The organism is Photorhabdus caribbeanensis, assembly GCF_018448885.1.
Classification (GTDB): Bacteria; Pseudomonadota; Gammaproteobacteria; order Enterobacterales; family Enterobacteriaceae; genus Photorhabdus; species Photorhabdus caribbeanensis.
The window spans coordinates 87,703-104,837 of the sequence record NZ_RCWB01000012.1 but is presented as its reverse complement, the minus strand read 5'-3'; the positions used below and the strand labels follow the sequence as shown (position 1 = coordinate 104,837).

Here is a 17,135-nt window from a genome sequence, read left to right as displayed (position 1 = left end):
ACTGACAGCAATTTTCCTCCGGTATTTCTAATGTTAATCTAACAGCCGATTTTTTCAGTCAATAAGAGATAAAGTCTAAATCAAGTCAAATATTTAGGTATCACATTGACAAAAGGTCATTATTCATACAAATAAAATTTTTATTGGAGGAATGATTCATCAAAATTATTGCAGTAACTTTGTAATAATCCTGCGTTGATACCCAATGGATTTCAAGATGGATCGCGATGGCAAGGGAGCGAATCCCTGGGAGCATAGATAACGATGTTACCGGGATGAGTGAATGCAGCCAACAAAGAGGCAACTTGAAAGATAACGGGTATATATTGTTAACAGAGGGGAAAACAAGTGAGTATAGCCATTATGATTGGCACGCACGGGGCTGCGGCTGAGCAACTGCTTCGTACCACAGAGATGTTAATTGGAGAGCAAGAAAATGTTTCTTACATTGACTTCGTTCCTGGTGAAAATGCCGATACCTTATTTGAAAAATACAACAGTAAACTCGCAACGCTTAATACAGAGCAAGGTGTACTGTTTCTTGTCGATACATGGGGAGGAAGTCCATTCAATGCGGCTAGCCGTATCGCCGTAGATAAAGAGAATTATGAGATCATCACCGGTGTTAACGTTCCAATGCTGGTTGAAACCTTTATGTGTCGAGATGATGACCCATCTCTGGCAGAACTGGTTTCTGTTGCTCTGGAAACAGGGAAAGAAGGCATTCGAGCCCTGAAAACAGAAGAACCCCAAAAGACTGAACCAGCCAAGCCTGTAGCATCCGTTGCGGCACCTTCATTTTCACCATCAACCGGTGGTCATATGAAAATTGCATTGGCCCGAATTGATGACCGCCTCATTCATGGTCAGGTCGCGACTCGTTGGACAAAAGAAACCAATGTCAAACGCATCATCGTCGTCAGCGATGAAGTTGCTGCTGATACTGTCCGTACCACCTTGCTAAAACAAGTTGCTCCACCGGGACTCAGTGCTCACGTTGTTGATGTTGCAAAATGTGTTCGCGTTTACAACAACCCGAAATATGCCAATGAACGTGTCATGTTACTGTTTACAAACCCAACAGATGTTTTGCGTTTAGTCGAGGATGGTGTCGATATCACTTCTGTCAACATCGGAGGAATGGCTTTCCGTCAGGGAAAAACACAAGTTAACAACGCAATATCCGTTGATGAAACCGATATTGCCGCCTTCAAAAAACTAGATGAACGAGGAATTGAGCTTGAAGCCCGTAAGGTTGCCAGTGACAGCCGTCTACAAATGATGGATCTACTCCAGAAGGTTAAAAACGAAAACCAGATCAGAGCAATTTAACTATTACTCAATGACTAAAATTACTCAATGATAAAAATTTCTTACCGAATTTAATTTGGTTACAGGAGACAAACAATGGAAATTACCGTTGTTCAAATTACATTGATATTCATCGTGGCTTGTATAGTCGGAATGGATTCCATTCTTGATGAATTTCAATTCCACCGCCCACTCGTGGCCTGCACCTTAATCGGGATCATTCTTGGTGATATGACAACCGGTATCATTATCGGTGGTACGCTAGAGATGATCGCCCTTGGCTGGATGAATATCGGTGCTGCAATTGCCCCGGATGCGGCCTTAGCATCAATCATTTCGACGATTCTGGTCATTGCTGGTGGTCGTGATATCGGTGAAGGTATCGCCTTGGCCATTCCGCTAGCAGCAGCAGGACAAGTTCTGACTATCATTGTACGCACCATCACAGTCGCCTTCCAGCATGCGGCTGACAACGCAGCAGAACGTGGCAGCCTGCGTGCGATTAGCTTTATCCATCTATCCGCATTACTGCTCCAGGCTATGCGTATCGCCATCCCAGCCCTGATCGTTGCCCTATCGGTTGGCACCAACGAAGTCCAGCAGTTACTTGCCTCTATTCCAAAAGTGGTGACAGATGGCTTGAACATCGCAGGGGGTATGATCGTCGTTGTGGGTTATGCAATGGTTATCAACATGATGCGTGCCGGCTACCTAATGCCTTTCTTCTACCTCGGCTTCGTCACAGCGGCATTCACTGAATTTAACCTGGTTGCATTAGGCGTTATTGGTATTGTTATGGCCGTGCTGTACATTCAGCTAAGCCCTAAATATAACAAATCTCAGGTAGTTGCTGCCCCCGGACACACCAATAACGATCTTGATAACGAATTAGATTAAAAGGATGAGCAACATGTTAGATACAACAAAAACGGCTGCTCAGACAGCAGACCAAAAAAAACTGACACCCAGTGATATCCGCGGTGTATTTCTTCGTTCTAATGTGTTTCAAGGTTCATGGAACTTTGAACGTATGCAGGCTTTGGGCTTCTGCTTCTCTATGGTTCCAGCTCTTCGTCGTTTGTATCCAGAAAATACTGATGAGCGTAAACAGGCACTTAAACGCCACCTTGAATTCTTTAACACTCACCCTTATGTCGTTGCGCCTGTACTGGGTGTCACTCTGGCAATGGAAGAACAGCGTGCTAACGGTGCAACCATTGATGATGGTGCAATCAACGGTATCAAAGTTGGTCTAATGGGGCCATTGGCCGGCGTTGGCGATCCTATTTTCTGGGGAACAGCCCGTCCAGTATTTGCTGCTTTGGGTGCTGGCCTCGCAATGAGCGGTAGCTGGCTTGGTCCTGTCTTGTTCTTCTTCCTATTCAACCTGGTACGCTTATTAGTTCTCTATTCCGGTATCTCTTATGGTTATAAGAAAGGGATCAATATCGTTCAGGATATGGGAGGCGGCTTCCTACAAAAAATGACGGAAGGAGCGTCAATCCTTGGTCTATTTGTCATGGGGGCATTAGTTAATAAATGGACGAAAGTCAATATCCCGTTGGTTGTATCAGAAATTCCTAACCAACAGACAGGTGAAACGACAATAACCACAGTTCAGAATATCCTCGATCAGTTGATGCCAGGCTTGGTACCACTTTTGCTGACATTTGCCTGTATGTGGCTATTACGGCATAAAGTCAATGCCCTGTGGATCATTATTGGCTTCTTTATTCTGGGGATTATTGGCGCCAAATTTGGTTTCCTCGGTCTCTAGTACAATGATCTTTAGTACAATATCATTCGGGGAGGAATTCCTCCCCATATTTTCTTTTTCATAACAATGCAAGGATAAGGAATGAGCCTTAATGACATGGTATTAGCTGGTCTAATCGTACTAATGCTAGCTTTTGCTGTTTATGATGAATTCGTGGTTAATTTACTAAAAGGTAAAACTTACTTACAAATAAAACTAAAAAGAAAACACAAAATTGATGCATTCATCTTTATTATCCTGATACTTATTGTTGTTTATAATAATATTACCGCCTACGGTAGCCGTTTAACCACATATTTATTGCTGTTTACTATCCTGGTGACTATTTATATTGCCTATATACGTTCGCCTAAATTATTCTTTAAAAATAACGGTTTCTTCTATGCAAACACCTTTATTGCCTATGATCGGATAAAAACCATGAATTTATCTGAAGATGGCATCCTGGTTATTGGTTTAGAAAATAAAAAATTATATATATCAGTAAGTCAAATTGATGATTTAGAAAGAATTTATAAATTTCTCATCGAAAACAGATAGATAATAAATAATAATATATAAAGAAACAATAAACAGTCAGCCTTACGCTGACTTTTATTTTCCTCACAAAGCAGATAATGATAATTATTATCAATATCATACCTTAACCCTAAAAATAATATTATTTCCCTTTTTGAATTATTGTGCTATCTTTTAAATTGTCATGGGGAGTAGCCTGTTTCAGAGAAACGATTTAGTTAATTTCTCTGAAAAGCCCGTATCAACACGCTCGTTATAAAATAAACGTGGTGCGGGTAGCCTTATTGCTATCTCGGCAGGTGTTATTGTTGCTAAAAATAGCAAATGAAATAGTCTAATGAGATAGCTATTAATTCGGTTGGCAAGACCATTGCATATAGCACCATCATTGGTTGGGGGTGGGTTATATGTATATGGAAACACCCAACCGAGGCTATATTAATGAATATGTACGCAACCCTCATCCTAGCTTTAGCACTTTCAATGGATGCCTTTGCTGCTTCAATTTGCAAAGGGGCCGCACTACATAGACCACATTTTCGTGAAGCAATCCGTACCGGTTTAATATTTGGTTTGGCAGAAGCCTGTACCCCATTGATTGGCTGGTCTCTAGGGCTTTATGCCAGCCAATATATTATGGAGTGGGATCACTGGATTGCCTTCACGCTGTTATTCATTCTGGGTTGTAGGATGATTACAGAGAGTTTCAAAGCAAAGCAGGAAAAAAAGTGTGAATCACCCTGCCGCCATAATTCAATAGTGCTGATAACAACAGCCATTGCCACCAGTCTGGATGCAATGGCAATTGGTATTGGGCTAGCGTTCCTTGAAGTCAATATCGTGCATACTGCGATGGCTATCGGAATGATGACAATGATTATGGCAACATTGGGTATGTTAATTGGCCGTTATATTGGCCCACGGTTAGGCAAACGCGCTGAACTTATTGGTGGGTTAATTCTGATTGCAATTGGCTTCAATATCTTATTTGAACATCTAGAATTATTTATGTACGCCAAATAACGCCACCAGCCCAAAATATTTATACCCATAAGTCCTAGGGTATAATATGTTAAACGCTATATTTTGGGCTGAAATCTTGATCAATTAAGGCGTTGATAGACCCGCAGTATAAAATCAGTTTCACACTCAAACAGCGTTCTATCTGCCAATCCTTTTTTCACAGCTTCTTTTGCTCGCCAGGCAAATGGCGTCATCTGTAATAAATGATACGCTTGCACGCCATCTAATTTCATTGGGTAAGATAGCGATTCCTCGGTTATCAATTCAAATCCTTCCAACAGTTCTGCCTTCAATGGATGAAGATGAATATTTTGATAAATCAACTCCTTGAGCTGATAAAGATGGCGAGGGCCAGGAGTGATGGTCAAAACAATTCCCTGTGGCTTAACCACCCTTGCCAACTCTTCCGCTTTACAAGGCGCGTAAATCCTTAATACCCCGGCAAGCGATTCATCGGCAAATGGTAAACGATGACTCGACGCAACACAAAAGTTAACAGCCGGATAGCGCTTAGCGCCGTAACGAACCGCGATCTTAGCAACATCTAAGCCATAGATTTTAAGATTACGTTCCTTGCTTAATTGCGCTTCAACCGCAGCGGTGTAATAACCTTCACCGCATCCTATATCCAACAAACTCTCTGCATTTTCTGGCAGACACTTTTCCAGTAATTCCAAAACCCGTTGTTGTAATGGTTGATAATGCCCTGAATCCAAAAACGCTCTTCTTGATTGCATCATCTCCGGGCTATCCCCCGGCTCCTTGGATTTTTTATGCTGAACGGGCATCAAATTAACATACCCTTCTTTAGCACAATCAAACTGATGATTATTCTCACAGCGCCATTGCTGTCGAGCGAGCAATAAAGAGTGATGACATAAAGGACATTGATAAGACATAAGATTCCAAAAATATAAGCAAAAACCAGCCGACACTATAGCATATTCTGATACTTTTCGTCGTAAATCATACTAATTAATAATTCTATATAAACAACTAATCATTATCTTGAATGAAATTATATTCCATTATTTTCAGTCCTTTTTTTGAAACGGCTCGCAATATTTCTATGGCATAAATCTATTTATCAGGTATGATTCTTCAATCAAAACTTAAGAAAACATCATTGCTAATAAATTATTTAACTAATAGAAACAACTAATAATACGGATAATATAATGAATATTTTCATACAATATTTTAATAAATTAAGATCAATTTCACCGAAATTCGATATTATGCCCAATACAAACTATTTGGATTTTATCCCACAGAAAAGTGACGTTGATACTTTAGCGGATGATCTGGATAAAGTCCGTGCGGACTTTGCCGCTGTACTAAAGCAATTCAATGACGAAATTATACCCTATGGATTTCAAGATGCATCGCGACGGCAAGGGAGTGAATCCCCGGGAGCATAGCAAACTATGTGACCGGGGTGAGCGAGTGCAGCCAACAAAGAGGCAACTTGAAAGATGACGGGTATATATTATCTACAGGGAAAGAGACAATATATGAGCCAAAGAGCCACCGGAAAACATCCGAAAATAGTTAAACAATCTAATCAAGGTGATATCAATCCATTATATTATCAATTGCTTGATTCAGAGATATTAACGCTTTATGAACAACACGCCAAAGGAGCTGCTGACCGATTTCTAACTCTGATCGAACAACAACAGAAGCACAGACACGAGATGGAAAGAGTTGCCTTAGAGCAAATGGTAAGAAAAAGTATAAGAGGACACAGTTATGGATTATTACTCACTTTTACCTCTCTGTTTGTCGCTTTAATCTTGGGCTTAAATGGGCATAATTGGTTAGCAGGGATTATCGGATGCGGTACTGTAACAACGATTCTAGTTATTTATGTTTTAAATAGAAATCCACAACCATTTGTAAAATGAATCAATATAGGTTTGAATAATGTGGATGTTGGTACCCAGAAAGTACATTTGTACTTTTTTATATACAACATTAACTTCAACACCCGCTAAAAGGAGTGAACCTGCTCCGTAACTGGTATTAACTCACTCCTTTCAACTTCCCTCCTCTTCACAACTAACCAACAGCTCAGCAAACAATGCGTTATTCATTACTTACACGTGCCAATATATTATGCCGCTGCCACATGGAGTTTCAAGCCTAATGCCTTAACGACTTTCAAAATAGTGCTAAACTCAGGGTTTCCGTCACCAGATAACGCCCGATATAAACTCTCACGAGACAGACCGGCATCTTTTGCCACCTGAGTCATACCTCGTGCACGCGCAATTGCACCTAATGCACGCGCAATAAAAGCAGGATCATCACCCGCTTCCTCAATACAGGCATCCAAATACTCAGCCATATCCGCTTCGGTTTTCAGGTATTCTGCTGAATCCCAACGGGTAAATTGCTCACTTATCATGTTGTTCCTCCCAATTACGGGCTAGTTGTAAAGCAAGTTTAATATCCCTGCCTTGTGTACTTTTATCGCCACCACAAAGCAAAACAACAATCTGCCTGCCCTGTTGTATAAAATACACTCTATAACCGGGGCCATAATCAATACGGCATTCGCTGACACCATTACCAACCGGTTTCACATCGCCAAAATTACCCTCAGCGATACGGTCAATGCGAGCCAATATCCGCATTCTGGCCCGTATATCCTTAAGTCCGACCAACCAGTCAGAGAATGTATGGCTTTTCAATATCTCTTTCATAAAGATGATCGTAGCTCATAAGCTACAATCAATCAAGTTTTGAGACTTCACTGGTAATCATTTTTGGTCTGACTGGAAAATTTTCATCTTACAACCCGCGCTACACATAAACACAGAGTACTCTCTACCACCAGACTCAAAGAAAGCGGGCGTTGATATCAATGGATTTGGAACATGATGGTAGAGGGAGCTTTATATTAAGCGAGTTTATCGACTGGAAGCATAATAAATCCTTGCTAACAAATCCTGATCACAAAGGGCAGTAAAACATAAAACTGAGAAGGTGCATAAATATGCTTTACAATTATTATTCAATTAGTTATCTTTCAGAAAATAAAATATTTTGTCCTTGGGTGTGTCGGCTTTAAGTCGGCTACTCAAACAATATGTCTGAGTACAACTAATTTGGAAGAGCTTTATGCTCTTAGGTGTCCGCACCTTGCCCAGTGAAAGCTGGGTGTTTCTCTCTGTAACTTAGCACACCCAAGGGCATCCTTTTGCTATGCAGGGGCTTCATGGCATTTGAAAACAATATTTGGTGGACACGAAAAGCAAGAATTCAGGCAGAGAAAAGACTCCTTTCTAATGCGTTTCAATCTCAACTCATACTATTCTGGTACTCTTTTTTCGGAGTCGCTATATCCATTTATTACCTAAAATTTTCCGATAATAGTGATCTTGCTGGCGTTACTTGGGTAATCTATTCAGTGCTATCGCTTTGTATGTCAGGCTTCATTACAGGGCTGTCTTTTAAAGAACGAGCGGGATTGATTAAAGAATGCTATGAAACACTCAACTCGCTTTACCAAAAGGCTAAAAAACCAAATGCAGACATAGAAAAAATTGCTGTAGAGTATGAGCAAGTCATGGGATTATGTGAAAATCATACTGATTTCGACTACTATCAAGCCCTTTGTATCGAACATGTTATTTCAACTAAAACACTAAACTCAGAAACAGGATATAAGAAAGATCTGGATAGGAGTCCAACATGGTATCACTGGCTTAACTTTATCTGGGGACGTATACGTCGCTGTTTGATGCTAACTTTCCTGTACTCCCTACCCATTTTGATTTTTATTGTTCTACAGGAATTTTCATGAAAGTTCAGAAGCAGTTTGCTAAACACTTTTCAGAAAAAAACTTAAAACAATTATTTGAAGATTATGTCTTTTACTCTGGAGCTACTGGAATTGATAACCTTGATCCTGTGACATTTAAGGAGCAGTTAAATGAACAGATTAAAATTATCTCTCGAAAAGCTTTGTCAGGCAGCTATCAGTTCACAAAATATAAACTTAAATTGGTCAGTAAAGGACGGGGGAAAGCACCAAGAGAAATCTCAATCCCAACAGTTAGAGATCGCATCGCACTTCGAGCACTAAATGACTTTTTATCTGAACGGTTTGCACCATCTCTTAATATTGAGCTACCTCAAAATGTAGTAAAGAAGGTGAAAAATACACTCTTAAGTGATAAATATTCAGGCTATATTAAGTTGGATGTATCGAACTTCTACCCTTCGATTAAGCACGATGAAATGCTTTCAAGACTACGAAAGCGTATTAAAGACGAAAATATTTTTTCTATAATTGAGTCCGCTATATCTTCTCCAACTATGGGTACACCAACAGAGTCTTATGAAATATCTGATATCGGAGTACCGCAGGGATTAGCCGTTTCTAATGTGCTATCATCTATCTATATGATAAATATAGATAACAATTTAAACAAAATACCAGATATCATCTACTTTAGATATGTTGATGATATCTTGATCTTTTGTGACTATTCGAATGCCCAAAGCATTGCAGACAACATCATAGCTCGTTTTAGAAAGATTGGTTTAAAAATTCATGACCCTAAAACTTCGCCTGACAAATCTTCAATAAATCGAGCTGGCACCCCATTTAGTTATCTTGGATATCACTTCGAAAAAAACACGGTATCGGCTCGAAAAGCAACTGTTGAAAAACTTAAGAATTCTCTATCTGCTATTTTTACTGCTTATAAATATTCAAAATCCAAAAGCGAAGAGTTTTTGCTATGGCGGCTTAATTTAAGAATAACGGGGTGTGTATTTGAGAATAAAAGCAAAGGCTGGTTGTTTTTCTTTGCTGAAATCAATGACGAAAAACTCCTACACGAACTGGATCATTACGTGAGAAAACTTATCAAGCGTTTCAAAGTGTCAATTAAACCAAAACGATTCTCACGAACTTTCAAAGAGATGTCGCATAATCGATATGAAACGAAGTATATTCCTAATTTTAATAATTATGGCGCTACTGAAAAATTAGCGTTACTTGAAAAATATTTCCCAAATGATGTTAAGGATAAGACACTAACCCAAGCGCAAATCGACTACTTCTTTCACAAACGAATAGGTAGACAAGTGAAAGATCTATTAGAAGACGTGAAGGATTTTAGATCATAAATTGTAATAGTGGTATCGCTTTATTATGGATAAATTCCTCAAACCTCAGCAATGAGATTACTCTATACTTATCTATTATTAGTATTTCATTCCTATGTTGATTTGATAGCCGTAAGAAAAGTTATAACCCTGTTTTTAACACAATAATGATGTACAACCCATTCCTATCAGCCAACTTGTATATTTTATCCCTAAGTTTCAGTGAGTTGAGCTTAGCCTCTATATTGTTTCAATTGAATTAAAAGGACGTCCTGAGACGTCCTTAGATACTGTAGTACTATTCCCACTCAATCGTCGCAGGTGGTTTACCGCTGACATCATAGACAACTCTTGATATCCCATTGACTTCATTGATGATCCGGTTAGAAACCCGGCCCAAGAAATCGTATGGTAAATGCGCCCAATGTGCGGTCATAAAATCAATCGTTTCTACTGCCCGTAACGAAACAACCCAGTCATATTTACGACCATCCCCCATCACGCCCACGGAGCGAACCGGCAAGAATACGGTAAACGCTTGGCTGACTTTATTGTACAAATCAGCTTTGTGCAGCTCTTCGATGAAAATAGCATCAGCCAGACGTAGCAGATCGCAGTACTCTTTCTTCACTTCACCCAATACACGAACACCCAAGCCTGGGCCTGGGAATGGATGACGATTCAACATGTCATAAGGCAATCCCAATTCCAAACCTATCTTGCGGACTTCATCTTTGAACAACTCTTTCAACGGTTCCACCAGACCCAATTTCATCTCTTCCGGCAAACCACCTACGTTATGATGAGATTTGATAACGTGTGCTTTGCCTGTCGCAGATGCCGCCGATTCGATGACATCTGGGTAAATAGTGCCTTGTGCCAGCCATTTAACCTGAGTCTGCTTACTCGCCTCTTCATCAAAGACTTCAATAAACACACGGCCAATCGTTTTGCGTTTCTCTTCCGGATCATGAATGCCAGCCAATGCAGCAAGGAAACGATCTTCTGCGGGGACATGAATAATATTCAGCCCAAATTTGCCAGCAAACATTTCCATCACCTGATCAGCTTCATTCAAACGCAGTAAGCCGTTATCAACAAATACACAGGTTAGGCGATCACCAATTGCACGATGCAGTAACAATGCAGTGACAGAGGAATCAACACCACCGGACAGCCCCAGAATAACGTGATCTTCACCAACCTGTTCACGCAGGCGTACAACGGTATCTTCGATAATAGAAGCAGGTGTCCACAGCGCTTCACATTGGCATATATCCAGTACAAAACGCTCCAATATACGCTGCCCCTGATGGGTATGGGTGACTTCCGGGTGGAATTGCACGCCATAAAAACGTTTTTCTTCATTTGCGATGATGGCAAATGGGCAGGTATCAGTGCTGGCGATAGTGATAAAGTCTTCAGGAATTGCCGTGACTTTATCACCATGACTCATCCATACATCCAATAATGGTTTCCCTTGCTCATTTAATGAATCCTGGATTCCACGGAATAATGCACTTTCCGCTTTAATCTCAACTTGAGCATAACCAAATTCACGCTCAGTAGAATCTTCTACCTTACCACCGAATTGTACTGACATCGTTTGCATGCCATAGCAAACACCCAAAACAGGAACGCCAGCGTTAAAAACATATTCAGGAGCTCGTGGACTTCCTTGTGCTGTGGTACTTTCCGGACCACCAGAAAGAATAATACCGCTTGGGTTGAATTCGCGGATTTGCTCTTCAGTGACATCCCATGCCCAAAGTTCACAATAAACCCCGATTTCACGAATACGGCGAGCAATCAATTGCGTATATTGCGAACCAAAATCAAGGATAAGAATGCGGTGCTGATGGATATTAGTTGTCATGTGCGGTGAATTCCAAAAAAACAAGTAACAAATAAAGATAAGTGGCCCTTATACGGGCCACAATAAATATGGATTACAAACCTAACCGGTAGTTTGGAGACTCTTTGGTAATGGTGACATCGTGAACGTGGCTTTCCTGAATGCCTGCACCACTGATGCGAACAAATTCTGCTTTGGTTCTCAATTCATCAATAGTTGCGCAGCCGGTCAGCCCCATGCAGGAACGCAGTCCTCCCATTTGCTGATGGACAATGTTTTTCAGCAAGCCTTTGTAGGCAACACGACCTTCAATACCTTCCGGTACCAGTTTGTCTGCGGCATTATCAGTTTGGAAATATCGATCAGAAGAGCCTTTGGACATCGCCCCTAATGATCCCATGCCACGGTAAGATTTAAATGAACGTCCTTGGTACAGCTCAATTTCTCCTGGTGATTCTTCTGTCCCTGCCAACATAGAACCCACCATAACGCATGACGCTCCCGCTGCGATAGCTTTGGCAATATCGCCAGAGAAACGAATGCCGCCATCAGCAATAACTGGAATACCAGTGCCTTCCAACGCTTCAACAGCATCAGAGATAGCGGTAATTTGCGGCACTCCTACACCGGTAACAATACGGGTAGTACAGATAGAACCGGGGCCAATACCGACTTTAACCGCATTGACGCCTGCCGCTACCAGCGCTTTTGCACCTTCCCCGGTCGCCACGTTACCACCAATAATTTGTAGATTTGGGTACTTAGCACGAGTTTCACGAATACGTTGCAGCACCCCTTCAGAATGACCATGCGAAGAATCAATAAGCAGAACATCAACACCAGCGGCAACCAATGCATCAACACGCGCTTCATTGCCGGCACCGGCGCCAACCGCGGCGCCAACACGTAAACGACCACGTTCATCCTTACAGGCGTTCGGTTTACGTTCCGCTTTCTGAAAATCTTTAACCGTGATCATGCCAAGTAGATGAAAGTTTTCATCAACTACCAGCGCTTTCTCAACACGTTTTTCATGCATTTTCTGCAACACAATTTCACGGGCTTCACCTTCTTTTACTGTCACCAAACGCTCTTTAGGCGTCATTACCGCAGTAACAGGCTGATCCAAATCGGTAACGAAACGGACATCACGGCCAGTAATAATACCAACCAGCTCATTTCCTTCAGTGACCACCGGATAACCCGCAAAACCATTACGTTCTGTCAATTCTTTAACTTCACGCAGCGTTGTTTCAGGCGCCACCGTGACAGGATCTGTCACAACGCCACTCTCATGTTTTTTGACTCGGCTAACTTCTTCTGCCTGACGCTCAATAGACATATTTTTATGGATAAAACCCATTCCACCTTCCTGAGCCAATGCAATAGCCAAACCGGATTCCGTGACGGTATCCATAGCCGCAGACAACATTGGAACTTTTAGACGAATGGTGGAAGTCAGTTGAGTAGACAGGTCAGCAGTGTTAGGTAGAACAGTGGAGTGAGCAGGAACCAACAGAACATCATCAAAGGTTAAAGCTTCTTTTTTAATTCGTAACATAAGCAATATCTCACCAAGCTGCTGAAAATTTAAGGGATAAAATATTGCCGCGGCATTATACAGAACGTAATCGGTTGCCTCCAGCATTTTATTAAAAAATTTCTTGCTTACTTCATGATGCAGGTTAGTATCAACACATTAAGTTATTGTTTTGAAATTTGATCTTACTCACATGTCACTATCTTTTAATACTGGAATTTTTTCTGTCAGTCGTCTCAATCAGACAGTTCGACAACTGCTCGAAATGGAAATGGGTAGAATTTGGCTAAGCGCTGAAATATCCAATCTCTCTCAACCCTCTTCCGGACACTGGTACTTCACGCTAAAAGATGAGCGTGCCCAAGTGCGGGCTGCAATGTTTCGCAATAGCAATCAACGGGTGACATTCAGACCACAAAATGGTCAGCAAGTTTTGGTTCGTGCAGCAATCACGCTTTATGAACCAAGAGGGGACTATCAGCTTATTGTTGAGAGTATGCAACCCGCCGGTGATGGCCTGTTACAGCAACAGTTTGAATTATTGAAACAAAAACTCAGTACAGAAGGGTTATTTGACCAAAGCCATAAAAAACCGCTGCCATCCCCTGCTCAACAGCTTGGTGTCATTACCTCAGCCAGTGGTGCTGCCCTGCATGATATTTTGAATATTTTAAAGCGCCGTGATCCATCATTGCCCATCATCATCTATCCGACAGCAGTTCAGGGAACAGACGCTCCGTTACAGATTGTCCAGGCTATTGAATTAGCTAATGAACGGCAGGAGTGTGATGTATTGATTGTCGGACGCGGAGGCGGCTCTTTAGAAGACTTATGGAGTTTCAACGATGAACGAGTCGCCAGAGCCATTTTTCACAGTGATATTCCGATAGTCAGTGCGGTCGGTCATGAAACGGATGTCACTATCGCTGACTTTGTAGCAGATTTACGCGCCCCGACACCATCAGCGGCGGCTGAGTTAGTCAGCCGTAATCAGCTCGAATTGTTACGCCATATTCAATCGCAACAACAACGGTTAGAAATGGCAATGGATTACTTCTTTGCCCAGAAACAGCGTGTTTTCAGTCTGTTATCTCATCGTTTACAGCAACAACATCCTCATTTACAACTAGCTCGTCAACAAAATCTACTGGTCAGTTTACGCCAACGACTCACTGACAGTTTGCAACGGCACTTAAAGCAAAGCAGCCTGACTTATGAGAAATTACAACAACGGCTCTGGTACGCTGAACCTAGCCCGCAGATCCACCAATATAGCCAACAGATTCAGCAACAAGATTTTCGGTTAAGACAAATGATTGAAAGGCAAATCAGCCGTTCCAGAGAGAAATTTGCCATTTCCTGTTCACGGATGGAAGCCGTTAGCCCTCTGGCAACACTGGCCCGTGGTTACAGCATCAGTCAAACATCGGATGGAGAATTACTAAAACAAACCAAACAGGTACATGTTGGCGATGTCCTGAATACCCGTTTACAAGATGGCTGGATTGAAAGTGAGGTGTTGAAAATCAAGAAAGAACGGAAAAAACGATCTGCAAATCTGAAATAGCGGCACTCCTTTGCCACTTATTTTTCCTATAAGCTAGAAACGAATTTCTGCGCCAGCGATATAAGTCCGGCCCCGAGCGGTTTGATTAGCAGAAGTGGATTCATTCATTAATGCAGCCGTATTATTCATACGATTAAGTGCTTCAGAATAGTTTCTGTTTGTCAAATTCTGTACCAAGAATTTAAGTAGCACATTTTTATTTATTTTATAATCACTGTAAAAATCGACCACGGTTGGAATTTTTTTCTCCTTTTCCATCACCGTTCGCCCATCACTATCCTGATTATAGGGATCTGAATCTAGCTTATAGGAATTACCGGTATATTTAACTATCGCTCCAATACGAAGTTTTTCGCCTAATAAGCGAACCCCTGTATCCAAAGTCATAAAACTTTCAGGTAATTGTGATGCAGGATCTGCCCCAAAAATCGATGTAGAAATAGAAGTCGGTTGGCTTGTTTTTTGCCGACTATAAGCCAACTTGCTATAAAATACACCGACATCATAATCAGCAGAGACTTCATAACCGCGCATTCTTACCGGAGTTATGCTATTGCTATAAATATGTATACCAAAATTTGCGTCAACATGCTTCCAATCTTCTTCTGATAATTTCGAAGATTGGCATACCCTACCATCTTTACATAGAGCATATAAATCACTACTGATGTAATTCTTTATCTTAGTATGATACCAGGCTGCTTTCAGACGGAAAGTATCTCCTTTTACAATCATGTCTGGACGGTAACTATTAAAGCCGATTTGATAAGTATCTGCTTTTTCTCCTTTCAGGAATGGATTAATTGATGCGCCACCTTCATTGCCATAGAAGATTTCCTGTACGTTCGGCGCTCTCATTGAATGAGTATAACTCACAAAAGGCTGGAATTCAGGAATGATTTCCGCTGATAGCAGAACGCTTGGATTAAATCCACTCTCTTTCAAATTCAATTCGGCTTTACCTTGAGGGAAACAGTTAACTCGTGGCTCACAGGCTGGTTTATGGCCCTTTACACTGTAATCAATATAATTAAGATTAATATTAGCTTGGTAAATATCACGAGTAATTTTCAATCCGCTATAAATACTGGCAATATCTTGTTTACCACTTGGTGCGAAACTATTATTTTCTTTTGCTTCACTATCTTTCTTTTTATATTCCTTCTTTTTTTCTTCCTCTTCTATATCAGAGTAAATACTATCAGTCGTCTTACTATATTCAGTTTTCATCAACTTACCACCGAATATCAGATCAAAATCTGTATCTCCGTAATTAAAACGGCTGATGTTACTGAGATTAATAGTGTTTGACTTATTTTTAGTTTTACTTTTTATTAACGCATTAAGTGCAGTATTATATATTTGATCACTTCCACTAGTGCTAACCAACAATTTCATATCAATCAATTCACTGAACGGCTTATAGTTGTATTTCAGATAAAAATCCTCGCTATCAATATGACGATGGGTAAATTTATTGTGATACAAGCGACCATTTAATTCCATATCATGAAATTCATTTGGCTTAATATTTAATTTCATTAATTGCGAATTTGGTTTCTGTTTAAAATATTTATTAGTACCAAATTCATCACTTGATATTCCATCCCCATTTTTATAATTTGCATCAATTGAATGTCCACTGGCGGCCAACATAGCGCCAATTGATCCTTCAGAACTAAAAGCCTGAGTTTTACTGGCGACGGCTATCATGCCATTATGACCAATTCCATTATCGCCATAGAGCATTTTTGTACGTATTCCCAGTGTATTACCACTGAATATCACATCATCAACACCAATTGTACGGAAATTAGCACTACCTGCTAATGCGTTGACACTATCAGATCCATCAGATTGTCCCCGGCTAATATCCACACCGACAATAAAGTTAGGATCAATTAATGAACCAAACTGACTCTGAAGGCTATTACCGTGGGTTATGCTGGTGGGTGATGTGCCATAAAAACTCTGGCTAACACCATCAACCATCATATTTACTCGACCAAATCCACTTAATCCACGAATATTCACACTCACCGTTCCCTGCCCCGGATCTATTTGCGTATAAGTTCCTGGCATACTACGTAATATGCTATCCGTTGATTGAAGTTTTGTATCTTCACCTTTAGAACTATAAGAACCGGGCCTTTCCATTGCCCTCACTTCCGCATCATCCTGCGAACCAGAAACCTTAAGGCTACTGAACTTCATTACCTTATCTGATTTCTTCTCTTGCTTTTCCTCACCATAAGCAAACCCTTGAAGCCCAATTAAAACCACACCGGCCCCTGCTATCTTTGTCATTATTTTCATTGCAATCATCCCAAATGCATACAAATCAATATTTGATCACATACCAGTATTCAGAAAACAAAAATATTCAGCACTGATAAATTATTATCAGTGCTTCAAATAA

Annotated in this window: 16 protein-coding genes; 10 read left to right on the top strand and 6 right to left on the bottom strand. The window is 40.8% G+C overall.

Annotation, left to right across the window (positions count from 1 at the left end; translation table 11 throughout):
• Positions 1–348 precede the first annotated feature (348 nt).
• The 5 genes from manX to mntP all read left to right on the top strand — a co-directional run bounded on the left by manX (position 349) and on the right by mntP (position 4,630).
• Positions 349–1,332 carry a PTS mannose transporter subunit IIAB gene (manX, locus tag EAE90_RS10490; protein ID WP_214053441.1) on the top strand — a complete coding sequence of 328 codons (984 nt, stop codon included), beginning with the start codon at positions 349–351 and terminating at the stop codon, positions 1,330–1,332.
• Positions 1,333–1,407: 75 nt separating this feature from the next.
• Positions 1,408–2,208 (top strand): PTS mannose/fructose/sorbose transporter subunit IIC, encoded by an 801-nt coding sequence (locus tag EAE90_RS10485; protein WP_214053440.1) that lies wholly within the window; start codon positions 1,408–1,410, stop codon positions 2,206–2,208.
• A 13-nt stretch (positions 2,209–2,221) separates the two neighbouring features.
• Complete coding sequence (locus EAE90_RS10480; protein WP_214053439.1) at positions 2,222–3,088, top strand: PTS mannose transporter subunit IID; 867 nt, start codon at positions 2,222–2,224, stop codon at positions 3,086–3,088.
• Positions 3,089–3,169: 81 nt separating this feature from the next.
• Positions 3,170–3,628 (top strand): DUF986 family protein, encoded by a 459-nt coding sequence (locus tag EAE90_RS10475; protein ID WP_214053438.1) that lies wholly within the window; start codon positions 3,170–3,172, stop codon positions 3,626–3,628.
• A 420-nt stretch (positions 3,629–4,048) separates the two neighbouring features.
• Complete coding sequence (mntP, locus tag EAE90_RS10470) at positions 4,049–4,630, top strand: manganese efflux pump MntP (RefSeq protein WP_214053437.1); 582 nt, start codon at positions 4,049–4,051, stop codon at positions 4,628–4,630.
• Between the two features lie 80 nt (positions 4,631–4,710).
• On the opposite strand, the gene rlmA is transcribed toward mntP, so the two are convergent.
• Positions 4,711–5,529: a 23S rRNA (guanine(745)-N(1))-methyltransferase gene (rlmA, locus tag EAE90_RS10465; protein WP_214053436.1), complete on the bottom strand. Its 819-nt coding sequence runs from the start codon at positions 5,527–5,529 to the stop codon at positions 4,711–4,713.
• Between the two features lie 279 nt (positions 5,530–5,808).
• Here rlmA and EAE90_RS10460 point away from each other — a divergent pair, with 279 nt between their 5' ends.
• Together EAE90_RS10460 and EAE90_RS10455 are read left to right on the top strand one after the other, a co-directional pair.
• Entirely contained in the window at positions 5,809–6,051 is a 243-nt protein-coding gene (locus EAE90_RS10460) for a hypothetical protein (protein WP_228901878.1), read from the top strand.
• Positions 6,052–6,144: 93 nt separating this feature from the next.
• Positions 6,145–6,537 carry a DUF2335 domain-containing protein gene (locus EAE90_RS10455; RefSeq protein WP_214053435.1) on the top strand — a complete coding sequence of 131 codons (393 nt, stop codon included), beginning with the start codon at positions 6,145–6,147 and terminating at the stop codon, positions 6,535–6,537.
• Between the two features lie 209 nt (positions 6,538–6,746).
• Here the strand turns inward: EAE90_RS10455 and EAE90_RS10450 are convergent, their stop codons facing one another.
• Both EAE90_RS10450 and EAE90_RS10445 read right to left on the bottom strand, forming a co-directional pair.
• On the bottom strand, positions 6,747–7,040 hold the full coding sequence (locus EAE90_RS10450) for an addiction module antidote protein (protein WP_105397134.1): 294 nt from the start codon (positions 7,038–7,040) through the stop codon (positions 6,747–6,749).
• The gene (locus EAE90_RS10445) at positions 7,030–7,338 is read right to left on the bottom strand and encodes a type II toxin-antitoxin system RelE/ParE family toxin (protein WP_105397133.1); all 309 of its coding nucleotides are present in this window, start codon (positions 7,336–7,338) and stop codon (positions 7,030–7,032) included. Before EAE90_RS10445 ends, EAE90_RS10450 begins: the two co-directional genes overlap by 11 nt.
• Positions 7,339–7,853: 515 nt before the next feature.
• On the opposite strand from EAE90_RS10445, the gene EAE90_RS10440 reads away from it, so the two are divergent.
• Positions 7,854–8,441, top strand: coding sequence for an SLATT domain-containing protein (locus EAE90_RS10440; RefSeq protein WP_105397132.1), 588 nt, complete (start codon positions 7,854–7,856; stop codon positions 8,439–8,441).
• On the top strand, positions 8,438–9,775 hold the full coding sequence (locus EAE90_RS10435) for a reverse transcriptase domain-containing protein (protein ID WP_105397131.1): 1,338 nt from the start codon (positions 8,438–8,440) through the stop codon (positions 9,773–9,775). Before EAE90_RS10440 ends, EAE90_RS10435 begins: the two co-directional genes overlap by 4 nt.
• Before the next feature lie 277 nt (positions 9,776–10,052).
• Here the strand turns inward: EAE90_RS10435 and guaA are convergent, their stop codons facing one another.
• Together guaA and guaB are read right to left on the bottom strand one after the other, a co-directional pair.
• Complete coding sequence (gene guaA, locus EAE90_RS10430) at positions 10,053–11,630, bottom strand: glutamine-hydrolyzing GMP synthase (RefSeq protein ID WP_214053434.1); 1,578 nt, start codon at positions 11,628–11,630, stop codon at positions 10,053–10,055.
• 73 nt (positions 11,631–11,703) lie between these two features.
• The gene (guaB, locus tag EAE90_RS10425) at positions 11,704–13,170 is read right to left on the bottom strand and encodes an IMP dehydrogenase (RefSeq protein ID WP_214053433.1); all 1,467 of its coding nucleotides are present in this window, start codon (positions 13,168–13,170) and stop codon (positions 11,704–11,706) included.
• A gap of 172 nt (positions 13,171–13,342) precedes the next feature.
• Between guaB and xseA the strand changes: the two genes are divergently transcribed.
• Complete coding sequence (gene xseA / locus EAE90_RS10420) at positions 13,343–14,716, top strand: exodeoxyribonuclease VII large subunit (RefSeq protein ID WP_214053432.1); 1,374 nt, start codon at positions 13,343–13,345, stop codon at positions 14,714–14,716.
• A 33-nt stretch (positions 14,717–14,749) separates the two neighbouring features.
• On the opposite strand, the gene EAE90_RS10415 is transcribed toward xseA, so the two are convergent.
• Positions 14,750–17,032 carry a TonB-dependent receptor domain-containing protein gene (locus tag EAE90_RS10415; RefSeq protein WP_214053431.1) on the bottom strand — a complete coding sequence of 761 codons (2,283 nt, stop codon included), beginning with the start codon at positions 17,030–17,032 and terminating at the stop codon, positions 14,750–14,752.
• Positions 17,033–17,135: the final 103 nt, after the last annotated feature.